At 72.8% G+C, this 24571-nt stretch carries 20 protein-coding genes and 1 pseudogene; 8 read left to right on the top strand and 13 right to left on the bottom strand.

Features of this window, described 5'->3' with window-relative positions; all coding sequences use genetic code 11:
- Nucleotides 1–65 precede the first annotated feature (65 nt).
- On the top strand, nucleotides 66–341 hold the full coding sequence (locus NCI01_RS20940; RefSeq protein WP_254183431.1) for an HU family DNA-binding protein: 276 nt from the start codon (nucleotides 66–68) through the stop codon (nucleotides 339–341).
- A 373-nt stretch (nucleotides 342–714) separates the two neighbouring features.
- Here NCI01_RS20940 and NCI01_RS20935 read toward each other — a convergent pair whose 3' ends face one another.
- The 3 genes from NCI01_RS20935 to pta all read right to left on the bottom strand — a co-directional run bounded on the left by NCI01_RS20935 (nucleotide 715) and on the right by pta (nucleotide 5880).
- Complete coding sequence (locus NCI01_RS20935) at nucleotides 715–2256, bottom strand: HNH endonuclease signature motif containing protein (RefSeq protein WP_254183430.1); 1542 nt, start codon at nucleotides 2254–2256, stop codon at nucleotides 715–717.
- Nucleotides 2257–2608: 352 nt separating this feature from the next.
- Entirely contained in the window at nucleotides 2609–3808 is a 1200-nt protein-coding gene (locus NCI01_RS20930; protein ID WP_254183429.1) for an acetate/propionate family kinase, read from the bottom strand.
- On the bottom strand, nucleotides 3805–5880 hold the full coding sequence (gene pta, locus NCI01_RS20925; protein WP_254183428.1) for a phosphate acetyltransferase: 2076 nt from the start codon (nucleotides 5878–5880) through the stop codon (nucleotides 3805–3807). The genes NCI01_RS20930 and pta overlap by 4 nt, the downstream gene beginning before the upstream one ends.
- Before the next feature lie 187 nt (nucleotides 5881–6067).
- Between pta and NCI01_RS20920 the strand changes: the two genes are divergently transcribed.
- Nucleotides 6068–6892 (top strand): sigma-70 family RNA polymerase sigma factor, encoded by an 825-nt coding sequence (locus NCI01_RS20920; protein ID WP_254183427.1) that lies wholly within the window; start codon nucleotides 6068–6070, stop codon nucleotides 6890–6892.
- A 34-nt stretch (nucleotides 6893–6926) separates the two neighbouring features.
- Nucleotides 6927–7340, top strand: a pseudogene (locus tag NCI01_RS22960) (SRPBCC family protein); the annotation flags it as partial.
- Here NCI01_RS22960 and NCI01_RS22955 read toward each other — a convergent pair.
- The 9 genes from NCI01_RS22955 to NCI01_RS20875 form a co-directional block, all read right to left on the bottom strand.
- The gene (locus NCI01_RS22955) at nucleotides 7283–7630 is read right to left on the bottom strand and encodes a spore germination protein GerW family protein (RefSeq protein WP_372495230.1); all 348 of its coding nucleotides are present in this window, start codon (nucleotides 7628–7630) and stop codon (nucleotides 7283–7285) included. The pseudogene NCI01_RS22960 and the gene NCI01_RS22955 overlap by 58 nt on opposite strands.
- A 200-nt stretch (nucleotides 7631–7830) precedes the next feature.
- Nucleotides 7831–11307 (bottom strand): ATP-binding protein, encoded by a 3477-nt coding sequence (locus NCI01_RS20910; RefSeq protein WP_254183425.1) that lies wholly within the window; start codon nucleotides 11305–11307, stop codon nucleotides 7831–7833.
- 2 nt (nucleotides 11308–11309) lie between these two features.
- Nucleotides 11310–12086: a DUF4194 domain-containing protein gene (locus NCI01_RS20905; protein ID WP_254183424.1), complete on the bottom strand. Its 777-nt coding sequence runs from the start codon at nucleotides 12084–12086 to the stop codon at nucleotides 11310–11312.
- A complete protein-coding gene (locus NCI01_RS20900; RefSeq protein ID WP_254183423.1) occupies nucleotides 12083–13585 on the bottom strand; it encodes a DUF3375 domain-containing protein in 1503 nt (500 codons plus the stop codon). The genes NCI01_RS20905 and NCI01_RS20900 overlap by 4 nt, the downstream gene beginning before the upstream one ends.
- A 93-nt stretch (nucleotides 13586–13678) precedes the next feature.
- Nucleotides 13679–15766, bottom strand: coding sequence for an elongation factor G (locus NCI01_RS20895; protein WP_254183422.1), 2088 nt, complete (start codon nucleotides 15764–15766; stop codon nucleotides 13679–13681).
- Between the two features lie 104 nt (nucleotides 15767–15870).
- Nucleotides 15871–16686 carry a DNA/RNA non-specific endonuclease gene (locus NCI01_RS20890; RefSeq protein ID WP_254183421.1) on the bottom strand — a complete coding sequence of 272 codons (816 nt, stop codon included), beginning with the start codon at nucleotides 16684–16686 and terminating at the stop codon, nucleotides 15871–15873.
- Nucleotides 16687–16731: 45 nt separating this feature from the next.
- Entirely contained in the window at nucleotides 16732–17316 is a 585-nt protein-coding gene (locus NCI01_RS20885; RefSeq protein WP_254183420.1) for a TetR/AcrR family transcriptional regulator, read from the bottom strand.
- Entirely contained in the window at nucleotides 17303–17479 is a 177-nt protein-coding gene (locus NCI01_RS20880) for a hypothetical protein (RefSeq protein ID WP_254183419.1), read from the bottom strand. Before NCI01_RS20880 ends, NCI01_RS20885 begins: the two co-directional genes overlap by 14 nt.
- Nucleotides 17476–17613 (bottom strand): hypothetical protein, encoded by a 138-nt coding sequence (locus tag NCI01_RS20875; protein ID WP_254183418.1) that lies wholly within the window; start codon nucleotides 17611–17613, stop codon nucleotides 17476–17478. Before NCI01_RS20875 ends, NCI01_RS20880 begins: the two co-directional genes overlap by 4 nt.
- Nucleotides 17614–17715: 102 nt before the next feature.
- Here NCI01_RS20875 and NCI01_RS20870 point away from each other — a divergent pair, with 102 nt between their 5' ends.
- The 3 genes from NCI01_RS20870 (at nucleotide 17716) to NCI01_RS20860 (ending at nucleotide 20633) form a co-directional block, all read left to right on the top strand.
- Nucleotides 17716–18933 (top strand): acetyl-CoA C-acetyltransferase, encoded by a 1218-nt coding sequence (locus NCI01_RS20870; protein ID WP_254183417.1) that lies wholly within the window; start codon nucleotides 17716–17718, stop codon nucleotides 18931–18933.
- 107 nt (nucleotides 18934–19040) lie between these two features.
- Nucleotides 19041–20204: an endonuclease/exonuclease/phosphatase family protein gene (locus NCI01_RS20865; RefSeq protein WP_254183416.1), complete on the top strand. Its 1164-nt coding sequence runs from the start codon at nucleotides 19041–19043 to the stop codon at nucleotides 20202–20204.
- 138 nt (nucleotides 20205–20342) lie between these two features.
- Nucleotides 20343–20633, top strand: a complete 291-nt coding sequence (locus NCI01_RS20860) for a sigma factor-like helix-turn-helix DNA-binding protein (protein WP_254183415.1) — start codon at nucleotides 20343–20345, stop codon at nucleotides 20631–20633.
- Between the two features lie 9 nt (nucleotides 20634–20642).
- On the opposite strand, the gene NCI01_RS20855 is transcribed toward NCI01_RS20860, so the two are convergent.
- Nucleotides 20643–22106, bottom strand: a complete 1464-nt coding sequence (locus NCI01_RS20855; protein WP_254183414.1) for a phospholipase D-like domain-containing protein — start codon at nucleotides 22104–22106, stop codon at nucleotides 20643–20645.
- A gap of 178 nt (nucleotides 22107–22284) precedes the next feature.
- Between NCI01_RS20855 and imuA' the strand changes: the two genes are divergently transcribed.
- The gene (gene imuA' / locus NCI01_RS20850; RefSeq protein ID WP_254183413.1) at nucleotides 22285–22971 is read left to right on the top strand and encodes a DnaE2-dependent mutagenesis accessory factor ImuA'; all 687 of its coding nucleotides are present in this window, start codon (nucleotides 22285–22287) and stop codon (nucleotides 22969–22971) included.
- Between the two features lie 19 nt (nucleotides 22972–22990).
- Complete coding sequence (locus tag NCI01_RS20845) at nucleotides 22991–24562, top strand: DNA polymerase Y family protein (protein WP_254183466.1); 1572 nt, start codon at nucleotides 22991–22993, stop codon at nucleotides 24560–24562.
- Nucleotides 24563–24571 lie beyond the last annotated feature (9 nt).

The following is a 24571-nucleotide window of genomic DNA, read 5'->3' as shown; positions in this document are numbered from 1 at the left end:
GCGCACCGAGGCCGGCCGACGTGTTGAATGGCCGCTGTCCAACAACCGAACGAGCAGGAGCTCACGTGAACAAGACCCAACTGCGCGACGCCATCGCCTCGCACGCCGAGCTGAGCAACGCCCAGGCCGACAAGGCCCTCGAGGCCGTCATCGCCTCCATCACCACCGCCGTCGCCGGCGGCGACAAGGTCACCGTCCCGGGCTTCGGGACCTTCGAGTCCCGCGAGCGCTCGGCTCGCACGGGCCGCAACCCGCAGACCGGCGAGACGATGGAGATCGCCGCCAGCAAGGCGCCGGCCTTCAAGCCGGCCGCCGCGTTCAAGAACGCCGTCAACGGCTGACGCAGACAGCTTCGCCGGCAGGACCGGTCGCGACGTCACCTGTGACGACCGGCTGACCGGCTCCGGGTCGCTGGGTGCACGCCGTCGGGCTGCACCCAGCACCCGGCCCTCCGGCTGATGAGAGGCCGGCCACCGCCTGTCAGGCGCCAGACCTCGCGCCGGCCGCCGGTCTCGAAACGCCGTCAACGGCGGACGCCCGGAGCTTCGCCGTCGAACGTCCGGTCGCGACGCCACCCGTGACGACCGGGCTGACGGGCTCCGGGTCGCTGGGTGCAGGACGCCCGGCTGCACCCAGCACCCGGACCTCCCGACGAGAGGCGCCGGGCGCGCCTGTGCCCCCGCCGTCACAAGGACTGCGGGGTACGGGGCGGGGTCATGGTCGGCGAGGTCGTGGGATGCCGGGCGGATCCGGCTGCTCGACCGACCTCGTGACCGGTGGGTCGATCGAGCTCGTGCCGGTGTGGTCGCGGCGGTAGCCGTGCCCGTGCGGGCTGGTCCACTCGAACACCCCTGGCGCGACCATCGCGTAGCGCCAGGCCGAGTGCGTCTTCAACCGGTGGTGGAACCGGCACAGGCAAGCCAGGTTCCACGTGGCGGTGGGTCCGGGTTGGGGCCGGCCTTCGGCTTCGGCGTCGGGGTCGTGCGGGATGACGTGGTCGATGTCGGCTCGCCGCGCCGGGCGGGTGCACCACGGGAAGACACAGGTGCGGTCGCGGAGAATCACCTGCTCGCGCATCTTGTCCGGCACCTGGTAGGCGTCGGTCGCCAGCTGGGTGTTGAGGTCGATGACCGGCTTGATGGTGACCCTGGTCCGGGAGTCGGCACACCAGGACTTGATCTGGTCGAGCAGGACCAGCCGCTGCCCCTCCTCGAGCCGTCCGGTCGGTCCGAAGACGGTGGTGTCGCCGGACAGGTTGGCGGCGAAGTGGACGTGGAGCACGACCTCCCGCGCGGCTGGCAGGCCGTCGGGGACGGTGCCCGTGTCGCTGTCGGTGCCTGTGCCTGTGCCTGTGTCGGTGTCGGTGCCTGTGTCGGTGTCGGTGCTGGTGTCGGTGCCCGTGCTGGTGTCGGTGGTCTTGGCCGCGGTGGCGCCTTGGGTGTGGAGGTCGAGGGCGGTCTGGGTGCGGGCCAGGTCGCCGAGAGCTTTGGCCCGGCGGACGTCGAGGGACTCGGTGGAGCCGAGTGCCTTCAACGTGGCCGCACCGTGGGCCAGGGCACGGTCGACGTCGAGAGCGTCGGCGATGCCGAGCTCGGCCTCCATCCGCATCGTGCCGGCGTAGTGGACGTCCTGGGTGTCGATGCTGGCGTGGCGGGGGTCGACGTAGAGCCAGCCGTCCTCCGGATCCTTCGTCGGGTCCGGCTCGGCGAGGTCGAACCGCTTGATCGCCCCGGCGACGAGCCGGTCGAGCTGGGCCGGGCCGACCTTCCCGGCCACGGCCGCGACCTGGGCGTCGACGAACCCGACCGCCTCCCGCGTCAGCGACGGCGTGGAGTGGATGGTGGTCTCCGCGACCAGCCGGGCCCGCCACGCCGGCACTCGGCCGGCGTGCACCTGCGCCCACAGGCGGGGCAGGCGGTGCCGCAGCTCCAGGGCGTGGCCGATGAGCTTCTTCGCCGCCGTCGTCGACACCCCGAGGACGCTGCCGAGCTCGGCGACGCAGAACTCCGCCACCAGCGGGCACCCCTCACCCGCGATGGGCTCCTCATGCTCACGACCGCCGGCGGCCAGCGAGAACACGGCCGCGTCGTGGATCGACTCCGGCGGGTGGAGGTCGGCCCATCGGGCGGCGAGGAGGAGCTGGCGGGCGGCCTCGGCCTGCTCGGCGTCGCGGGAGGCCTTGATCGTCGCGAGCAGACCCGAGGCGGTGAGGTCCTCGACCTCACCTGCTCCGGGCCCTGCCTGCGCTTCGATCATGTGTTCGATCCTACGCTCGACCACCGACAACGGTCGCCCCGGAAACGGCCCTGGTGTGGATGGTCGCTGGGCGACTTCTCAGACGGGTTTCGTGACGGGACTTCGTCCCCCTCAACCAACGAGGCGCGACGGTCTCGATCCGTCCGCTCGTTCCTCGCGGGCTACTCGACCAGCGAGATCGGCTGCGGACCAGCGAGGGTGGCGGGGGTGGCGGGTCTCGATACGCCCGCTCGTTCCTCGCGGGCTACTCGACCAGCGAGGTGGGCGGGCGCAACCAGCGGGGGCGAGGGGGCTCGACACGCCCGCTCGTTCCTCGCGGGCTACGTGGACCAGCGAGGTGGCCCAGCAGCGGTCAGTCGGCGCCGTGCACGACGGCCAGCGCCTGGCGCGCGATCTCCCACTCCTCGTCCGTCGGCACGACGAGGACGGCGACGGCCGACCCGTCGGCCGAGACCAGCCGGCCGTCCGTGGCCGGCGCGTCGTTGCGGACGGGGTCGAGGACGATGCCGAGCCGGTCGAGGCCGGTGAGGGCTGCCGTCCTGAGGGCGGCGCTGTGCTGGCCGACCCCGCCGGTGAAGACCACGGCATGCAGCTCGCCGAGCGCGGCGTAGTAGGCGCCGACGTACTTGCGGACGCGATAGGCGTAGACGTCGAAGGCCAGCGCCGCCGCCTCGTCGCCGGCCTCCGAGCGCCGGGTCAGCTCTCGGAAGTCGTTGACCCCGGAGAGGCCACGGAGGCCGGAGTCACGGTAGAGGGCCCGGTCTATCTCCTCCAGGGACCAGCCGAGCTCGCGGTGCAGGTGGCCGTGGATCGCCGGGTCGAGGTCGCCGGAGCGGGTGCCCATGACCAGCCCCTCGAGCGGGGTCAGCCCCATCGAGGTGTCGACGGACCGCCCGCCGCGGACCGCCGCGGCCGATGCGCCGTTGCCGAGGTGCAGCACGACGAGGTTGGTCTCCTCGACCGGACGGTCGAGCAGCTCGGCCGCGCGGCGGGACACGAAGGCGTAGGAGGTGCCGTGGAAGCCGTAGCGACGGATCCGGTGCTGCTCGCGCCAGGCCAGCGGGACGGCGTACGTGTAGGCGTGCTCGGGCATCGTCTGGTGGAACGCGGTGTCGAAGACCGCGACCTGCGGCACCTCGGGGAAGAGACGCACCGCGACCCGCAGGCCCTCGAGGTTGGCCGGGTTGTGCAGCGGCGCGAGCGGGACGAGCTCCTCGACGGTGGCGAGCAGCCGGTCGTCGACGACCACCGGCTCGGCGAAGAGGTCGCCGCCGTGCACGACGCGGTGCCCCACCGCCGCCAGGTCCTTCGGCTCGATCGCCGGACCGTGGCGCTCGAAGGCCTCGAGCGCCGACCGCAACGCGTCCTCGAAGTCGGCGACGTGACGCTCCTCGGTGTGGTCCTCGCCGCCGACCGAGTGCGTCAACGTGCCGCTGTCCTCGCCGATGCGCTCCACCGTGCCCGACGCCCGGGCGACCCCGGAGCGGCCGTCGAGAAGGCGGTACTTCAGCGACGAGGACCCCGCGTTGAGGACCAGCACCTCATCCGTCACGAGCGCTCCTGCGCCTGGATCGCGGTGATCGCCACGGTGTTGATGATGTCGCGCACCAGCGCGCCGCGGGAGAGGTCGTTGACCGGCTTGCGCAGGCCCTGGAGGACCGGACCGACCGCCAGCGCGCCGGCGGAGCGCTGCACGGCCTTGTAGGTGTTGTTGCCCGTGTTGAGGTCGGGGAAGACGAAGACCGTCGCCCGCCCGGCCACGGCGGAGTCGGGCAGCTTGGTGCGCGCGACCGCGGCGTCGATCGCGGCGTCGTACTGGATCGGGCCCTCCACGAGCAGGTCGGGCGCCCGCTCGCGGACCATGGCGGTGGCCTGGGTGACCTTCTCGACGTCGGTGCCGCTGCCGGAGGTGCCGGTGGAGTACGACAGCATCGCGACGCGCGGCTCGACGCCGAAGCTGGCGGCCGTGCGTGCCGACGCGACCGCGATGTCGGCCAGCTGGGTCGCCGTGGGGTCGGGGTTGACCGCGCAGTCGCCGTAGACGAGCACCTGGTCCTTGAGGCACATGAAGAACACCGACGACACCACCGACACCTCAGGGACCGTGCGGATGACCTCCAGCGCCGGGCGGATGGTGTGCGCGGTGGTGTGCACCGCCCCCGAGACCATCCCGTCGGCGAGCCCCAGCTCGACCATCATCGTGCCGAAGTAGGACACGTCCACGACGATGTCCCGAGCGGCCTCGAGGTCGATCCCCTTGTGCGCGCGACGCTCGTGGTAGGCCTGCGCGAACCGCTCGCGCAGCTCCTCGTCGTAGGGGCTCAGCAGCCGGGCGCCGGACACGTCGATGCCGAGGTGGGCCGCCTTGGCGCGCACGATCATCGGGTCACCGAGCAGCGTCAGGTCGGCGACGTTGCGGCGCAGCAGCACGTCGGCGGCGCGCAGGATGCGCTCCTCCTCCCCCTCCGGCAGGACGATGTGGCGTCGGTCGGCGATGGCGTCGTCGAGGACCCGGTGCTCGAACATCAGCGGCGTGACGACCGAGGTGCGGGCCACCTCGAGGCCGCTCATCAGCTCGTCGCCGTCGACGTGCTCGGCGAAGAGCCTCAGGGCCGTCGCGATCTTGCGCGGCGAGTCCTTGTCGAGCCGGCCGCGGCGGTTGGTCAGGGTGGTCGACGTCGCGTGGGTGCCGAGGTCGGTGGCGATGATCGGCAGCGCCACCTCGAGGCCGTCGAGCAACCTCTCCACCTGCTCGGGCAGGTCGAGCCCGCCGTTGAGCACGATGCCGGAGATCTGCGGGAAGCTGGCCGACTGGTGGGCGGTCAGGACGCCCAGGACCACCTCCGGACGGTCACCGGGCGTCACGACGAGCGCGCCGTCGAAGAGCCGGTCGAGCACGTTGGGCAGGGTCATCGCCGCGACCACCAGCCCGGGGACCTCGCGCGCCAGCTGGCTCTCGTCGCCGCGCAGCAGCCGGCCGTCGCACGCCGCCATCAGGTCGCCCACCGACGGCGCGCTCAGCAGCGGCTGCTCGGGCAGGGCGAAGGCTGGTACGCCGTCGCGGCGCAGCGCCGTCGCCGTGCGGTCGGTCGCCTCCGGATCGACGCGGTTGGCGATGACGGCGAAGAGCGTTGCGTGGTTGGCGGCCAGCTCGGCCTGCGCCATCGCGGCCGCAGTGCGCAGCTGGTCGACGCCCCTCCCCTGCCCGTTGAGGACGAGCAGGACCGGTGCGCCGAGGTTGGCGGCGACCCGGGCGTTGAAGGCGAACTCGGCCGGGGCCCCGACGTCGGTGTAGTCGCTGCCGACGATCACCACCGCGTCGCTCTGCTCGGCGACCTGGTGGTACCGCGCGACGATGCGGTCCATCGCCCCGTCGGGGTCGGCGTGCACGTCGTCATAGCTGACGCCCGCGCACTCGTCGTAGGTCAGGGCGACGGCGTCGTGGGAGACGAGCAGGTCGAGGACGTAGTCGTGGACGTCGCCCGTCGACGCCTCGGCACGCACCACCGGCCGGAAGACCGCCACCCTCGCCACCCGGCGCGACAGCTGCTCGAGCACCCCGAGCGCGACCGCGGACTTGCCGGTGAACCCCTCGACACCGGCCACGTAGACGCTGCGAGCCATGGCCCGACCCTAGCGGCCGAACCGGGCGCCGGTGGACGCCACCCGCCCCCGGCGCGGCGGGCGTGTCCACGGTTTGTCCAACGTTTCGCTTTTCGGCTGTCGGGCCGCCCTCCTGCGCGGAGAGGATCTCGTCAGGCTCGCACCCGGGCCGAGACACGTTGACCCCATGTCCGGAAGGAGACGGCTCGTGACCACCCTCGCGATGCCCCCGCACCCGCCCCACGACGCGTCACCCGCGCAGGCCGAGCGCGACGAGCGCGCACGACGGACCGCCTCCATCGTCGACGAGCTGCAGCGCGCGACGTCGGACGCGGCGCGACGGGAGCTCGTGGACGAGCTCATCGCCACCAACGTCGCGGTCGCGCGCTCCCTGGCAGCCCGCTACCGCAACCGCGGCATCGACGTCGACGACCTGGAGCAGGTCGCCCTCGTCGGCCTCGTCAAGGCGGCCCGCCGCTTCGACCCCTTCGCCGGGCACGACTTCATGTCCTACGCGGTCCCGACCGTTCGCGGGGAGCTGCGCCGGCACTTCCGCGACTCGGGCTGGATGATCCGCGTCCCGCGCAGCGTGCAGCAGCTGCAGTCCCGGATCCGCGCGAGCCAGCACGAGCTCGAGGCCCTGCTGGGACGTTCGCCGCGGCCGTCCGAGATCGCCGTCCACCTGGGAGCCGACCCGGACGACGTCGTGGAGGCGCTCGCGGCCGACGGCTGCTTCCGGCCCGCCTCGATCGACAGCAGCGCCGGTGACCAGCACGGCGGCACCATCGCCGACGTGCTGGGAGGCGAGGACCGCGGCTTCGCGTCCCTCGAGGCCAGGCTCGTGCTCGACTCTGCGGTCGGCCGCCTGACCGAGCGGGATCGCCAGATCCTCCGGTGGCGGTTCGTGGAGGAGCTCACCCAGCGCGAGATCGCCGGCCTCGTCGGGCTGACGCAGGCACAGGTGTCCCGGACCATCACCCGGCTGCTCGCGCGGCTGCGCACCGACCTGTCCGAGCCCCTGTCCGCTGCCTGATCCGGAGCTGCCGCAACGGCCGGTCGGCGGATGGGTGAACCGGAGACGGGTACCGAGGGCACGACCACGTGAGGAGCGCATCGTGCCGCACATCGAACGAACCGTCACCGTTCGCGGCCGGCAGGAGGACGTGTTCGCCTTCCTGGCCGACTTCACCACGACCATGCAGTGGGATCCGCCCACCCGGACCACGGAGCGGATCGCGGGCGACGGGGGCGTGGGAACCCGCTACCGCAACATCTCGCGAGTGCTCGGCAGCGACACCGAGATCATCTACACCGTCGTGGTGCACGAGCCCCCACGCCGGCTGGAGCTCGACGGCGAGACGTCCTCCATGGAGATGCACGACAGCATCCAGGTCGACCAGGACGGCGACCTGGTGCGCGTCACCTATCGCGCGGAGTTCCGCCCGCAGGGGATGCTCAAGCTCGCCACCCCCCTCCTGCCGCCAGCGCTGAAGGTGCTGATCACCGTGAGCAGGCGGACCGGGTCGACGGCGGGCCGCCAGGTCACGGCGTCGCCCTTGATGACGTACATCCCGACCGGACGGCCGGTCATGCCGAACCCGCCGCCCTCGCCGTTCTGGCCCTTCTCGTCCGTCCCGGTCCCACCGCCGAACCCACCGGCGACGGATGCGACGGGAATGATGGTCACGCCGTCGCGCTGGTAGGGCTCCCCGTAGATCCGCTTGACGGTGATGGCGTCCTTCGCCGTGCTGACGATCTCGTCGACGTTCATCCTTGCTCCTTCGTCCGGCGCGCAGGCCCACCGCGGGCGCTCGGTCAGGCCCGACGGCGCTCATCGGCCCACGCGGTCTCTCCCCTCCATCGTTCGACACCCGCGTGGCCCGGGGCAGGGCCGAAGTGCCCCCCGGAGCCGGGCCCCCGAGGGCTCGGGGTCGACCTGGCCGTGCCCGACGAGCCGGACGACCGGTGAGGTCAGTCCCGGCCCTCCGCCGCGGCAACCGTCGCCGCGTCGGTGATGGGCGTGATCCAGGACTGGTGGGTGGTGCTGTTCTTGGTGATGGCGAGCAGCTCGTCCATGTGGGGCTCGAGGCCGGTGACCTTGTCGAGCGGGACCCCGACGATGAGCTGGAACCCGAGCCCGCGCCACGCCTGGACCGCGCGACCGGCGAACTCGGAGTCGGCCTTGACGAAGCCCTCGTCGAGTAAGACCGGGGCGAACCGCGGTCGCGACCGCATCTCGTCGCCCAGCCGGAAGCGGAGGGCGGAGCCGACGATGAACGCGACCAGCTCCTGGCTCTCGCCTCCGCTCTTCTCCCCCAGCGTCCGGTAGGTCGCGCGCAGCTCGCCGGTGGTGTGGTCGTAGCGCTCGGCGCTGACCTCGACGTGGCGACGTACGTCGAGCAGGCGCTCGCGGTCGGTCAGCGAGGTGGCCACGTCGCCGACCTGGCTCGGCTTGCGCAGCTGCTGCATGAACCTGCTGAGCTCGGCGAAGCGCTTCTCGAGGGCCTCCTCGTCGATCTCGGTCGTCGAGCCCGACGAGAGGGTGCGCAGGTCCTTCATGAACGTCTGCACGTGGGCGGGCGCCAGACGACGCAGGCGGATCCTGAGCCGGTCGCCGGACGCACCGAACTCCAGGCGCCTCAGGATGGCGTTGATCGGCTCGAGCCGGTCCTCGATCTCCTCGACGGAGGCGGCCATCGCGCCGACGAGGGGCACCAGGTCCTGGCCGCTCCACTCCGTGAGACGGCGTCGCCACTCGGACCGCCGAGCGGCCAGACCCTCCCCGCGGATGTCGTCGAGGATGCGTGCGTAGTCGGGGTAGGAGTCCGCGGTGGCGCCGAGGTTGGGCGAGTCCCACTGGAGCTTGTAGACCCGGAACACCTGCGCGAGGTCCTCGTCCACGCGTCGGAGCTCGGCCTCGGCGTCGCCGACCGCCGCCCGGAGCCGCTCGGCGAGCCGCTGGGACGACTCGGCGAACCGGTCGAGGTCGTCGGGGTCCGCGGGCGAGGCGGCGGCGGCGAAGTCGACCGCGAGGGCGGCCTCCTGCTCCGCGCTGAGCACGACCTCGCCGGCGTCCTCCATCGCCTGGAGCCGGTCCTTGACGACGTCCTCGGCGTCGACGAGGTCGCCGTGGGCGGCGTTGAGCTCGCGCTGCCGCTGCTCGACGGCGTAGCGGGCCCGCCGGGTCTCCTCCAGCCGTGTCGTGAGCTCCGCGATCTGCGCCTCCAGCGCCTGGAGCCCGTCGTCGGACTCGAGGATCTCGGAGCGCCGCCGCTCGAGGTCGGCGATGCGCCGGTCGCTGGCGTCGACGTCGAGGTCGTCGAAGCGTGCTGCGACGAGCACGTCGTAGGACGTGCGCTGCTGCTCCAGCACCCGCGACCGCCGGTCGAGCTGGGCGACCTCGGCGCCGACGCCGTCGAGCCGCTCCTCGAGGTCGGCGAGCTCGGCGTCGACCTCGGCGATCGCGTCGGCGTTGGAGAACCCGATGATGCTGCGGGTGTCGTTGCGTCCGTGGGCGCCGCGACGACCGTTGCGCGTCTGGCCCTCGACGGTGACCCGGAAGCCGGCGCCTGCGAGCTCGTGGGCCGACTCCACGCAGAGCGCGTTGCGGGACGGCTCGCCGACGTGGGCCTGCACCCAGCCCGAGAAGGGCGAGTCCTTGAACACCAGCTTGCCGGCGATCCGCTCGGGATCGGCGGGGCCGAGGTCGGGGAGGTCGAGCTCGACACCCTCGAAGGTGAGCCGGCCGCGGAGCCGCAGCCCGTCGATCGCGGCGGAGAAGCCCTCGAGCCGGTCGAGCGGCACGAGCATCATCCGCGCGCTCGCGCCGAGGACCGTCTCGACGGCCGTGCGCCACCGGGCCTCGTCGGGTGCGACGTCGACGAGCTCGGCCACGAACGGCAGCTCGTCCACGTCGAGCCCGCTGGCGCGCGCGACCTCGGCGCGCAGCTCGTCCATCCGGACCGGCACCCGGCCGGCACGGCTCTCCAGCGACGCCCGCTCGCGGCGCAGCTCGGCCTGACGCGCGCTGAGCGGGAACTGGTCGCGGAGCACGGCGTCACGCTCGCGCTGGATCCTCTCCTGCTCCCGCTGGAAGCCCGACAGCCACTGCTGGGCGTGCATCTGGAGCACGGCGAACGACTCGCTGGACAGCAACGCCGCGTCGACGTCGGGCGCCTGGGCGTCGGTCGCGTCGATGAGCGGCAGCAGCCGCTCCTGCAGGACCTCACGGCGCGCGAGGCGGTCGTCGCGGACGACCTGCTCCTGCTCCAGCGACAGCGCGAGCGACTGGAGCGTCGACCCGCCGGCCGCCCGGTGGGACTCCTTGGCAGCCTCGAGGTCGGCCAGGTAGGTGCGCTCCGCGGACGTCGTCGTGCCGAGCTCGTCGACGGCCGACGCCCGGTCGGCGCGGTTGTCGGCCACGGCCGACTCGATGAGTCGCAGGTGGGTGCGCAGCAGCCACATCCGGAGCGGGGTGTCACCGTCGAGCGTCACGCCGTAGGAGTCGAGCTCCGCGAGTCGCCGGCCGGCCGCCACCTTGCGGTCGTGGAGGTCGGCGATCGGGGCCAGCAGCTCGAGCTTCTGCTCCTCGGTGCGCATGGCCGAGTGGGCGGTGTCGAGGTCGTCGAAGTGCTCGATCGCACGGTCGGCGGCGGCGAACGTCGAGGGCCGCTCGAGCACCATGTCCTTGTAGAGCTCGTCGACGCTGCGCACCTGGTTGCCCGCCTGGATGCGGGCGAGCAGCCGCAGCGCCTTCGCGCCGTCGCCGTTGGCGCCGATGCCGAGCCGCGCGTGGAGCACGGCGGCGAACTCGGCGTAGGTCCGGTGCACGCGGATGCTGGGGAACAGCTTCTTCAGCGTGTTGGCGTGGAACCGCTCCGGCACGGCGACCTCGAGCGTGTCGAGCGGCAGCGCGCCGTCCTGCGTGGCCAGCTGCATCTGCACGTCTCCCGACCGGGTCGCGCGCCGCGGGACGTAGTAGGTGCGGAGCACGGTGAACCGACCACCCTGGTCGTTGACGAACGTCATCGCGATCGCGCCCCAGGTGTCGGAGCCCTTGCCGCGGAGGAGCTTCTCGACCGGCCGACCGGTGCGGGCGTCGTCGACGACGTCGACCGCACCGCGGAGGTAGGACAGCAGGTTGCGCTGACCCGCACCGCGGGCGCGGCCCGCGACGGCGTCGTTGGAGGCACCGTTGAACTTGGTGTCCGACGGCATCATCAGGGCCGTGTAGGCGTCGAGGATCGTGCTCTTGCCGACGCCCGAGGCGCCCGAGATCATCGTCGCGTCACCGCGCAGGGGGACGACGGTGAGGCCGCCGAAGCCGCCCCAGTTGACCAGCTGCAGCAGCGCCGCCCGCCACTGCATCGTGTCGTCGGCGGGAGTGGCGACGTCGCGGCGCTCGAACAGCCCGTCGACCGTCGTCTGCTCGATCTCGTCGATCGACATGCTCACTGCTCCTCTGCGGGGTCGCCGGCGGCCACGGGGTCCGCGTCGGCGTCGTCGTCGAACAGGTCGGCCGGGTCGTCCGGCTCGGCCGGCGCCTCGGCGTTGGCAGTCACCAGCGCCTCGAGCAGCTCCTGCAGCAGCTCCAGCGGGATGAGGGGCTCGACCGCCTCGCTGATCTCGAAGCGGTCCTCGGACCCGGTGCCGATCAGCAGCCCTGCCTTGACGATGCTGGTGATCGCGTTACGCGCCCGCTTGTCGTCGCCCGAGACGTCGGTGGCGTGCGGGGGCCGGAAGCTCGCGACGTAGTCGACGACATCCTCGCGGTCGACGAAGACGCGTGCGTCCCCGCTCGCCACACCGGCCCGCAGCCGGTCGCGCAGGTGGACCAGCACGAGCGTCTCCTCACGCGACCACGCGGCGTCGTAGAGCATCGTCGGGAAGCGGACGCCGGTCTCCGACGTCGCCTGCCGCTTCCACGCGACCTCACGGGAGCGGTCGAGCTGGAGGTCGAGGAAGAGGTCGTTGAGCCGGGACCGGATGAGGCGCTCGTGCTCGACGAGCACGACCCAGTCGCGCGGGTGCGTGCGGGCGCTGATGAAGCGCTGCTTGAGCAGGGTCACCAGCGCGCGCCGCTGGGCGTACTCGAGGCCGCCCTCGTCGCCCTCGAACAGCGAGACGGACGTCTCGTCGAGGAGCTCCTCGTCGACCCCGGCGTCGATCTCGACCATCTCGACCACATCGGTCGTCTCGGTCGTCTCGGGATGGGTCTCGACACTCATGGGCGGGTCTCCGTCGTGGGGGTCTCGTCGAGGTCGGGGTCGGGCAGCGGCGTGCGGGGCACGGCGAAGGTCCGCGTGCTCCCGTCGGGCCGGACGGCCTCGAACGCCTCCAGGGCGTCGTCGGGCCGCCACTCGCGGTCGGCTGCGAGGTGCAGCAGCCCGAAGATCTCGACCGGCCGCCGCAGCGACGGCTCCAGCCCGTCGAACAGGGCCCCCAAGGACGCGGCCGGGAGGAGGGAGCTCAGCACCGCGTCGAGCCGCTCCCGCAGCGCCGTCAGCTTGGGTCCACCCTGCGCCACGAGCTCGGCGAGCGAGACCGGGGGCGCCAGGTCGGGGTCGGGCGTGCTGATCCGGTCGGGCAGCACGTCGTCGGCAGGATCGTGGAAGCGCTCGCGGAGGTGGTCGATGCTCGTGCGGGCGGGCAGGAGCGCGACGTCGTGGGCGGCGCGCGGGCCCGTGGTGGCCATCCACGTCATCAGCTCGGCCTCCACCTGGCGCAACGTCTGCTCCAGCTCGCGGTCGCGGGCCGCGTCGTGGGAGACGATGTATTCCTTGAGGGTCGCCGTCACCCGCGACCGCTGGGCGAGCACACGGTCGAGACCGTCGCGCACCAGTCGGACCGTGCCCCGCAGCTCGGCCCGGTCGGCGTCGCTCAGGATGCGGTCCGACAGCGGGTGCTCGAGCAGGTCGGTCAGGTCCTCGCGCAGCTGCGTCACCAGGGCGTCGTCGCGCAGCAGCGCGAACGCGCCCTCGAACGCGCGTCCCTCGTGCGTCGCCGTCATCAGCGCGTCGGCACGGGCCAGGTAGTCGTCGATCACCTCGCCGGCAGGACGGTCCTCGGCCCGGAAGGCGGAGAGGATCTCCGCCCTGATGGTCGCGAAGCGCTCCTCCACCCGGGCGAAGTCGCTCGGCAGCGCGGAGATCAGGGACAGCAGCTCGGTGAAGCCCTCGAGCATGTAGTCCTCGGTCGCACCCTCGAGCTCGCCACCGTCGACGAGGCGGTCACGCTCGGCCCGGAGCCGGGCGATCTCCTCGTTGAGGATCGTGACGCGGGCGGTGCGGTCGGGGTTGGCCTCGGAGTTGAAGCGCCGGACCGTGCCGAGGATGGTCGCCACCCGGTGCTCGCTGAGCGTGGCCCGGTCACGGGCCAGGTTCTTGACCAGCTCGAGCGCCTGCTGCGCGTGCGAGGTGAGCGCGTAGACCTCGTGCCCGGCCTCGTCGAGCGACCGCACCAGCCACTGGCCGCGCATCCAGCGCTGGCAGATCTCCCGGCCGGTGCCGGTCGGGACGTCCTGCTCACCGGCGAGCCTCATCTGGGCGACGTGCTCCTCGACCTGCGTGTGCAACCGCGCCGTCGGGATCGGGTTGTTGGTGCGGCCGAACGCGGTGCGGAAGATCGTGATGACGACAGGCGCCTGCCGCTGGTGGAGCAGGGTGAGCGTGGGTTGCGCGAAGGCACCCTTGACGCGCGCCAGCTCGCCTGCGATCTCGCTCAGCACCCGTTCCCTCGATTCGTTCCCCGCCTGTGTTCGGTGCGCAAGCATCGCAAAGGGCACCGACGCCTCGTGGACAGGGCCCGCCGGATGCCCGGGTCAGCGGAGCGGGAGCGAGGCGGAGACCTGCTCCGGGACCCGCTCGTAGCCGGCGAAGGTCCGGGTGAACGACGCGGAGCCGTGGGCGAGCGAGCGGAGCTCGGCGGCGTAGCGGCGGAGCTCCAGCTGTGGCACGTGCGCCCTGATCACGACCGCGCCGGGGGCGCGGGCCGGCTCGCTGCCCAGGACCTTGCCCCGACGCGCGGACAGGTCCCCCATGATGGTGCCGACCAGGGCGTCGGAGACGAGCACCTCCACCTCGTCGACCGGCTCGAGGAGGCACGTGCCGGCACGGGTCGCCGCATCGCGCAGCGCCAGCCCGCCGGCCGCCTGGAACGCCATGTCGGAGGAGTCGACGCTGTGGGCCTTGCCGTCGGTCAGGGTCACCCTGATGTCGACCACCGGACAGCCGTGGTCGACCCCGCGCAGCATCTGCGACCGGACGCCCTTCTCGACCGAGGGGATGAACTGTCGGGGAACCGCGCCTCCCACGACGCGGTCGACGAACTCGAAGCCGGCACCCTGCGGCAGCGGCTCGACCTCGATGCTGCACACGGCGTACTGCCCGTGCCCGCCACTCTGCTTGACGTGCCGGCCGTGCCCGGTGGCCGGGCCCACGAACGTCTCCCGCAGCGCCACCTGGACCTCGACCTCGTCGACCTCCACGCCGTAGCGGCTGGCGAGCCGGTCGAGCAGGACGTCCGCGTGGGCCTCGCCCATGGTCCACAGCACGACCTGGTGGGTCTCCTCGTCGTGCTCGACGCGGAGGGTGGGATCCTCGGCGGCGAGTCTCTGGAGTCCCGAGCCGAGCTTGTCCTCGTCGCTCTTGGTCCGCACCTGGATCGCCACCGGCAGCTGGGGGTCGGGCACCTGCCAGGGCTCGAGCACGAGCGGCATGTCGACCGAGGCCAGGGTGTCGGTGGTCTCGGCCCGGCTGAGCCGCCCGACGGCGCACAGGTCGCCCGCGACCACGGACGGGGCGGGTCGCTGTGACCTGCCCAGCGGCACGGAGAGGGACCCGATCCGCTCGTCCTCGTCGTGGTCGGGGTGGCTGGAGGCTGCGTCGTCCGAGCCCGCCCACGCCGATCGGTGGCCGGACACGTGCACCGTGGCGTCCGGCAGCACCGTCCCGGAGAAGACGCGGACCAGGCTGACCCGCCCGAGGTAGGGGTCGGTGGTCGTCTTGACGACCTCCGCGACCAGCGGACCCGACGGGTCGCACGTGATCGCCGGACCCGGTCCACCCGTCGGCGTCCAGACCTTCGGCATCGGGTGCTCGAGCGGAGAGGGGAACGCCGCCACCACCAGGTCGAGCAGCTCGACCGCTCCGACGCCGCTGGTCGAGTCGACGGGGACGACGGGGTGCAGCGAGCCCCGCGCGACGGCGACCTCGAGGTCGCGGAGGAGGAGCCCGGTGTCGATCTGCTCGCCGCCGACGTAGCGCTCCATCAGCGTCTCGTCCTCGGACTCCTCGATGATGCCCTCGATGAGCGCCGCTCGCTGCGCGTCGTGCCCGTGGTCGTCGGTGATCAGGCCGACGAGGCGTCCACCCTCGTGCAGGTGGACGGGCAGGACCCGCTCGCCGAAGGCACCCTGCGCCTGCGCCACCACGCCGTCGACGTCGGCGCGCGCGTGGTCGAGCTTGGTGACGACCACCACGCGGGGCATCCCCACGTCGGCGCACTCGCGCCAGAGCGCGCGCGTCGGCTCGTCGACCCCCTCGTTGGCGGCGACGACGAACAGCGCGCAGTCCGCGGCACGGAGGCCCGCCCGCACCTCGCCCACGAAGTCGACGTAGCCGGGGGTGTCCAGCAGGTTGATCTTCACGCCGCGGTGCACGAGCGGCGCGAGCGCCAGCGCGACGGAGCGCCGCTGGCGATGCTCGACCTCCTCGAAGTCGCACACGGTCGTGCCGTCCTCGGTGCTGCCCGCCCGGTTGATCACGCCGGCCGCGACCAGCAGGCGCTCGACGAGCGTGGTCTTCCCCGACCCGGCAGCGCCCACGACCACGACGTTGCGGATCGCCTCGGGCCGCGTCACGACCGGAGGGCCGGCCTGGCTGCCACTTCCACCGGATTCCTTGCTCACCGTGGCGGCTCCTGCTCACTCGTGCGACGTCGGAGGAGGGTCAGTTCACTGTCGCCCGATCGGCCCCGCGAGGCAAGGGCCAGCATCCCCGGGTCGTCGGCGCGCTACCAGCCGACCTGCTCGACGTCGGTGACGAGAACCGGGCTGGCGGGACGGAGCTCGTCCGGCTCGACGACCTGGCGCAGGCTCGCGAAGGTCAGGCCGGTGCGCTCCTCGAGGAGCGCGAGCGGCACGAGCCAGGTGTCGAAGTCGTCGAGGAAGTCGGGGACCGCCCGCTCGAGCCCGTCGAGGTCCTGGGTCAGGACGAAAGCCTTCGCGCGCAGGCGCCCGTCGAGCCGGTAGACGACCACCTTCCAGTGCTCGACCGGCAGCTGGACGCCACGATAGGGCGGGTCCTCGGGATCGAGCACGGGGCCGGCGAAGAGGCTCAGGCGCCGCTCCTCCAGCCCCACGAGGGCCAGTACGGCGTTCTCGAGCAGCCCCCACACCCCGCCGCGCCCGGACTGGTTGAAGTCCTGGTGCTGCGGCGTGATGTTGGTGAAGTGGAACGAGTCGGAGCTGGCCTGCTGCGCCTCGGCGAGGGTGCCCCACAGGAGGTCGGAGCGCCGCGCCACGTGACCGCGGTCGAGGTCGTTGTCGGCGTAGGCCTCCTCGCCGGTCTGCGCGTCGGCCGGGATCCGGGGGTCGAGGCGGAAGCGCTCGCCCGAGCGGCTGATGCTGTCGCCGGGGAACAGGCGCAGGCCGTCGACGTTCCAGGCGACCCACCACGCCAGCCGGCGCTCGGGGTGCATGCGCACCGTGAAGTGCGCGTAGTCGAGCGGCGTGGCGAGCGCGGGGTCCTCGTCGGGACCGGGCGGGGGCGCCTGCGGCGGGGCGAGGTCGGTGTCGAGGAAGCGAGGGTCGTACCCGAGGTCGGCCATGCCCGCAGTCTCGCGCACCCCACGGACATCCCGGGGTCGCTGGGCTCAGCCCGGTGCCATCAGCACCCAGAGCAGCTCGAGGGTCCGGTCCATCCACTCCGGCGCCACCTCGCCACTGCGGACGAGCTCGCCGACGTAGGCGCCGACCATCAGGGTCACCACGCCCTCGGCGTCGAGGCCGTCGCGCAGGAGACCGGCGTCGACGTCGTCGCGGATCCGCCGGACGAGGGCGTCGACGTAGGGCTGCAGTGCCGCGCGGAACAGCCCGGTGAACTCGGGGTCGGTGTCCCCCACGATCGCGGCGAGGCCGCCGGGGCCCAGGACGACGCCCATCTGGTGCCACGCCTGCTCGAGCACGGCCCGGATCTTGTCGCGGACCGTTCCGTCCTCGGGCACGTCCGGCAGGCCGATGGCCGCGGTCAGCGCGGCCGTCAGCAGCTCGCCCCGGTTGGCGTGACGACGGTAGATGGAGGTCTTCGCGACGCCCGAGGTCGAGGCGACCCGGTCCATGGTGACCGCCCCCGGGCCACTGTGGCGGACCAGGTCGAGCACGGCGGCCTGCAGGCGCTGGTCGACCGACGCCGCGCGCGGGCGACCGGGTCGCGGGGACGCCGGGTCAGTGGTGGTCATGCTCACCATCGTGTCGAGGAGCCGGCTGCTCCGGGACGTGCCCCGCTGCGCGGTCACGCGGGACGAGCGACGCCGCGGTGAGCAGCCCCAGCACCACGGCGTACGTCACCACGGCCGCGGCGGTGAAGGCGAGCAGGACGAGGAGCGGGTGCACCGGGCTCACGCAGCCTCGTCGAACCGGCGCTGCTCCGGGTCCGTGCGCCACTTGTCGAGGAAGTAGACCCAGGTGACCGCGCCCATCGAGAGACCGCCCGCCAGCGACGCCGCGACGATGAAGACGCCTACCTCCGCGCTCATTCCTGACACCTCTTCCTTCGCCGGTCCACGGCGCCTCGGGGTTTCGATACGAACATCGTAGCGATATGCCCCAAGGTCGGCACCACGACTAGGTTCGGTCGCATGCCCGACATCGTCATCTGCGAACCCGTCCGCACCCCGGTGGGGCGCTACGGGGGCGCGTTCGCCTCGCTGTCCGCCGTCGACCTCGCGTCGACCACGCTCTCCGAGCTCGTGCGCCGTACGGGCCTCGGCGAGGGCGACGTCGACGACGTGATCCTCGGCAACTGCTACCCCAACGGCGAGAACCCGGCCATCGGCCGGATCGCCGCCCTCGACGCGGGTCTCGGGACGGGGGTGCCGGGCCTCCAGCTCGACCGCCGCTGCGGCTCGGGCCTGCAGGCGGTCCTCCATGCCGCCTCGCAGATCGCCAGCGGCGCGGGCACGGTCGTCGTCGCCGGCGGCGTCGAGTCGATGTCCAACGTCGAGCACTACGCGCTCGGCCTCCGGACCGGCGTGAGGAGCGGCTCGGTCGAGCTGCTGGACCGTCTCGTCCGGGCCCGCGAGACCGCCGGCGGGAAGGACCACCCCGTCCCCGGCGGGATGCTGGAGACGGCTGAGAACCTCCGTCGCGAGTACGACATCTCGCGTGAGGAGCAGGACGAGCTGTCGGTCCGCTCCCAGCAGCGGGCCGGTGCCGCCCACGAGGCCGGCCGGTTCGCCGATGAGCTCGTCCCGGTGACCGTCCCGGGTCGCCGCGGCGAGCCGGACGTCGTCGTGGACCGCGACGAGCACCCGCGACCCGAGACCACCCTCGAACAGCTCGCCGCGCTGCGACCCGTGCGCGAGAAGGTCGACCCCGCCTCCACCGTCACCGCCGGCAACGCCAGCGGCCAGAACGACGGCGCCGCCATGTGCGTGGTCACCACCCGCGAGGAGGCCGAGCGCCGTGGGCTGCGCCCGCTGCTGGCCCTGCGCTCCTGGGCCGTGGCCGGCGTCGGGCCCGAGGTGATGGGCATCGGTCCGGTCCCCGCCACCGCAGCCGCCCTCGACCGGGCAGGGCTCACCCTCGACGAGATCGACCTGATCGAGCTCAACGAGGCCTTCGCCGCCCAGGTGCTGGCCTGCCTGCGCGAATGGAGGGTCGACCCGACCGACGAGCGGCTCAACCCCAACGGCTCCGGCATCTCGCTCGGCCACCCGGTGGGCGCGACCGGGGCCCGCATCCTGGCCACGATGGCCCACGAGATGCAGCGCCGGGAGGCCCGCTACGGCCTCGAGACCATGTGCATCGGTGGCGGCCAGGGACTCGCAGCCATTTTCGAGCGCGTCAGCCCGTGAGTCCATCACCGGCGCGACCGCCGTGCCGCTCCTCACGGGAGGCCAGGTCGTGACTTTGCCCTGAATTGGGGTTTGCCGCACCACGATCCGGGTGCGACGGTCCGAGGATGACCAGAGCCCCTCGTCACCGCGTCCTGCTCGGCCTCCTCGCCTCCCTGCTCGCGCTGGGCACCGCCCTGGTGCCCGGCGCGAGCGTCCATGCGGGTCCTCCGGGCGCTGGGAACGGCACCCCCGCGCGCACGGCCACCGTGATGACGCGCAACCTCTACCTCGGCGCCGACCTCGACCCGATCCTGACGGCGCTCGCCAGCGGCAACAACGCCGCCGTCGTCGGTGCGGCGACGCAGACGTGGGCGGCCGTGCAGGCGACCCGGCCCGAGGAGCGGATGGACGCGATCGCCGACGAGATCGTGGCGGCCGACGCGGACGCCGTCGGCCTGCAGGAGGTCACCACCTGGACGACCTTCGCCTACAACCCGCTCAACGGCACCACGAGCAACCCGACGGTCGCCTACGACTTCCTCGACCTGCTGCTCGACGCACTCGCTGAGCGCGGCGCCGACTACCGCGAGGTCGCCGGGGCCACGGCCTCCAACTTCTCCTCGCCGCCCATCCCCTACCTGGCCAGCCCGACCGCGACATTCCCGACCCGGGCGGTGCGCCTGGCGGACCGTGACGTGATCATCGTCCGGGACGACGTCGCGGCGGCCAACGCCCGCACCGGGACCTACCAGAACATCATCAGCTTCCCCTTCAACGGCAGCCTGCTGCCCGTGGCGCGGGGCTGGGGCTCGGCCGACCTCACGGTGGGCAAGGCCACCTTCCGCTTCGTGAACTCCCACCTCGAGGCCTTCGGCATCCCCGGTCTCGACGGCGAGCAGGTGCGCGTCGCCCAGGTCGGCGAGCTCCTCGCCGCCCAAGCGGCACTCGCGGCCGAGCTCGGCGAGCTGCCGATGGTCTACGTCGGTGACTACAACTCCCGGGCGCCCGACGCGCCGGCGTACACGCGCCTCCTCGCGGGTGTCGGAGCCGACGCGTGGCCGCGCAACCACCCCGGCGACCCCGGCTTCACGTGCTGCCTCGGCGCGACCCTGACCGACCCGGACAACCCGCTCACCTCGCGGATCGACCTGGTCCTGCACAGCAACGACGTCAAGGCCGCCCGCGCCCACATCGTCGGCGACGACCCGGCTGACATGACCGCGTCCGGTCTGTGGCCCTCGGACCATGCCGGCGTCGTCGCTCGCCTGGTGGTGCCCGCGCGCCGCTGAGGAGGAGCAGCACAGGCTGTCCAACGTTTGTCCATGGTTTTCGCTTTTCGGCTGTCGGCCGGTGCGCGTGCACGTCAGAGTCGTCCCACGACCGGTGCACGAGCCGGGCCGTGCGACCGACCGTCGGGAGGAGACCCCATGACCGCGAGCATCACCGAGCTGTCCGAAGCGCCGGACCGAGCACGGACGATCGGCGACCTGGTGGGGTGGGTCGACCGCGGACCGGAGTCCGTCGAAGCCCGGCTCGTGCTCGGCGTCGCCGTCGGCGGGCTCCCCGAGCGCGCGCGGCGCGTGCTGGGGTGGCGCCTGGTGGACGAGCAGACCCAGCGGCAGGTCGCCGACCTCGTCGGCCTGCCGCAGGGGCAGGTGGAGCGCATCCTCAGGCGCGTCGTCGTCGGCGCGCGCTCCGGCCCGCTCCCCGCGGCCTGAGGCCGACGGTCAGTCGGCCTCCCAGTAGGGCCCCGGCAGGTAGCGGTCCGGCTCGACCGTCGTGACCGGTCGACGCACGGTCCGCCAGACCGTGCGCATCGTGCCGTCCGGCTGTCGCACGGTGCGGCGGACGCGGAAGTTGGCGTAGGTGGTCGTGTAGGCGTTGCGGGTGTTGCGGGTGTTGAACCACTGGTAGTCGAAGTTGCGTAGGTACTTCTTCGCCACGACCGCCCCCCGCACGGTGAACCAGACCTCGTCGTTGGCGGTGCTGAGGCTCGACCAGTTCACCGAGCCGGTCAGCACCATCGAGGTGTCGGGCACGCCGTTGAAGGTGCCCTGGATGACGAGGTACTTCTGGTGGCTGTAGTAGTCGAGGATCAGGTCGTCGATGCCGTCGTTGTTGAGGTCGAAGTTGTCGTCGAGGTCGTAGTCCATGCCCGTCGAGCGCAGCGGGATCCGCCCTCGCTTGGTGGGAGCGGCGATGACGCCCTTGGTGTGGTAGCCGATGAGGCCGTAGGTGACCCGCACGTCGCAGCCCTGCACCCACTTCTGCCGGATGGCCTCGGCCAGGTAGTCGCCGCGGGTGCCGCGCATGGTGTGCATGGACAGCGCCAGTCGCGTGCGCTCCATCTTGCCCGTCACCGGGTCGGGGGTCAGGCACTGGACACGGTCGAGCAGGTGGACCACCAGGTCGTCCTTGAGCCGCGAGACCCGCGGGAACGCGACGGCGGTGTGCTTGTCGAGCGAGTCGTCGCACGCCACGCCGTTGGCCGGGGTGCCGCAGAAGGCGATCGGCGCCTGACGGGTGTCGTAGTCCGTGGCCATGTCCTTGAAGAGGCCGACGAACTGGCGGAAGAGCTCGTGGTCGCCGTCGGTGAAGTAGAGGTCGTTCCACTGGTGGATGGCCGCGTTGCGCGTCATGTTGGCCGAGCCGACCGCCACGACGTCCTCGGACTTCCCCGCCTCGCTGAAGAGGTAGAACTTCGAGTGCAGGTTGTTGAACTCGTTGGCCGCCCCCCGGCAGCTCTGCTTGCACTTGTAGATGAAGCTGCCCTTGTTGCGGTTCTTGCCGATCTCGGCACGGACCACCTTCATCGCAGGCGTCTCCCAGTGGTCGTTCAGGAGCATCTGCACCTGCACGCCTCGACGGTGGGCAGCGACCAGCGCCCGGGCGACCGGCAGGCGGTCGAAGGAATAGATGGCGATCCGGATCGACGACCCCTTGGGCGTGTGGTTGATCGTGTCGATCACCCGGCGCTCGATCCTGAAGTGTCCCTTCGCGAGGTGCGGGTCGTTGAAGTAGGGGCCGCTGTAGGCCTCCCACCGCTTCGACTTCGGCTTGGCCGCGGGGGCCGCCTCACTGGTGGACTGCGACGCCGATCCGCCGGACACCGCCTGCCCCGGGGCCACCAGGCCCAGCGTCGCCACCAGCACCAGGCAGAGGCCCCCCACGAGCCTCGAGATCTTCGACACGACCGCAACCCTTCCGTCGAACAGTCCGGTCAGCATAAGCAGAGCCGGCCCGTTCCGACCGCTCGCCGGGCCGCATCTCGCCACCAGCTCCACGACGTGGTCTGATGGCCCACCCCAGGAGCCGAACGCGGCACCGCCCCGCTTGACTCGTTCGAACACCTGTTCGATCATGGGGACCATGTCGTCCGCCCGCTCCGTCGCCGCCCTGGACCCCGGTCGTTCCGTGGTCGAGCAGCTGCGCGAGCGCGTGGCGGCGATGGAGCGTCGACCGGCCGGGGAGCCGGTCGCCACCCTGCCCGGGCTGGCCGACCTGGTCCCGCTCCACGCCGGATCGACCTACGCCGTCGACTCGGCCTCGCTGGCCCTGGCACTGGCCGCAGGGGCCTCGCAGGCCGGCGAGTGGGTCGGCTTCGCGGGGTGCACCGACTTCGGGGTCGAGGCCGCGGCCGAGCTCGGGATCGAGCTGTCGCGCACGGTGCTGGTGCCCGACCCGGGCGAGCACTGGCTCGAGGTGACGGCCGCGCTGGTCGACGTGCTGCGGGTCGTGGTGCTGCGGGCGCCCGCCTCCGTGGACGAGCGGACCGCGGGGATCCTCGACTCGCGCCTGCGCACGCGGTCCTCCGTGCTCGTCGTCCACGGGCACTGGCCGCGCGTCACCGCCCGGCTCAGCGTCGAGGAGTCCGGATGGACCGGCCCGACCTCCGGACGCGGCGAGCTGCAGGAGCGGCGCGCCCGGGTCGTGGTGCACCGGGGTGCCCGTCCGCCCCAGCGTGCCGACCTGGCCTGGCCGGGCGTGCGCCGCATCGAGCCGCTCCCCGGCCGGCAGGTCCGCGAGATCCGGGCCGTCGACGGCAGAGCCGGATGACGGTGCGACCGTGAGGGTCATGGTCGTGTGGTGCCCCGACTGGTCGGTGGTCGCCGCGCTCGAGGAGGCGGACCGGTCGCTCCGCTCCCCCGCCGCCGTGCTGTCGGCCAACGTCGTGGAGGTCTGCAACGGTCCGGCGCGCGCCGAGGGCGTACGCCGCGGGCAGCGCCGCCGCGACGCCCAGGCCCGGTGCCCCGACCTGCTGCTGCTCCCCGCCAACCCCGACCGCGACGCCCGCTCCTTCGAGCCGGTCCTCGCGGTGGTCGAGGACCTGCGCCCCGGGGTGGCCGCCCTGCGCCCCGGCCTGCTCGCCGTACGCGCGCCCGGCAGCTGGTACGGCAGCGAGACCGCGGCGGCGGCCACCACGTGCCAGGCACTCGTCGAGACGGGGGTGTGGGACGTGCGGGTCGGCATCGCCGACGACCTCTTCACCGCCGAGCAGGCCGCCCGGACCGCGGAGGTGCAGTCGTGGACGGTGGTCCCGGACGGCGGCTCCCCGTCGTTCCTGCGCGGCCTGCCCGTCCACGTGCTCCAGGACGACGGGCCGCGCGGCCGCGAGCTCGTCGGACTGCTGCAGAGGCTCGGCCTGCTCACGCTGGGCGACCTGGCCGACCTGCCGGGCGACGCGGTCGAGCAGCGGCTCGGTGCCTATGGCGCCACCGTCCGGCGACGCGCACGCGGTGAGGACCCGGCGCTGTTCGCGGCCCGCACCCCACCACCCGAGCTCGAGGCGGAGGTGCCATTCGAGCCACCGCTCGACTCCGTGGAGGCGATCACCTTCAGCGTGCGCACGACCGCCGAGCGGTTCGTCTCCCGGCTCGCCCACCACCAGCTCGTCGCCACCGGCGTCCGGGTCGAGGCCGAGTCCGACGGGGTCGTGTGCTCGTCGCGCACGTGGCTGCACCCGCGCCACTTCGGTGCCCGTGACCTCGTCGACCGCGTTCACTGGCAGCTGCAGTCGGCCGGGTCCACGAGCGGGGCCGGCGGATCGCTGCGCGCCCGCAAGGGCACGGGCGAGGTGCGCGCGCCGATCGACCGCGTCCGGTTCGTGCCCGAGCTGGTCGAGCCGGCCGCCGCCCACGGCGAGGCGCTCTGGGGCTCGGCGTCCGACGACCTCGTCGAGCGCGGGGTGGCCCGGGTGCAGGGCATGGTGGGCTTCGACGCCGTACGCCGGCCGGTGCTGCAGGGCGGCCGCAGCCCGTCGGCTCGCCAGGCGCTGGTGCCGTGGGGCGAGCGGGCGGTCGACCTCCGCCCGCTGGACCGGCCCTGGCCCGGGCGCGTCCCCGGCCCGGCACCGGTGCGGGTCTTCTCCCCTCCCCGGCCGGCCGAGGTCGTCGACGACGCCGGCCGCGAGGTGCGCGTCACCGACCGCGGTGTCGTCACCGGAGAGCTGCGGCACTTCCGGGCCGTCGGGCAGGACCTGCCCTGGCAGCCGGTGACGGCGTGGGCCGGCCCCTGGCCCACCGACGAGGGCTGGTGGTCGGGCGGCGCCGGGCCGACTGCTCGCTTCCAGGTCGTCGGCGCCGACGGCCGGGCCTGGCTCCTGGTGCGGGCACCGGACGGGTGGGCGCTGGAGGCCGGCTATGACTGACCGCGGGCG

Origin of the sequence: Nocardioides pinisoli, assembly GCF_024199985.1 — a bacterium.
Lineage (GTDB): Bacteria > Actinomycetota > Actinomycetes > Propionibacteriales > Nocardioidaceae > Nocardioides > Nocardioides pinisoli.
Note: the sequence above shows the minus strand (reverse complement) of the source record. Positions and strands in the feature narration are given on the sequence as shown.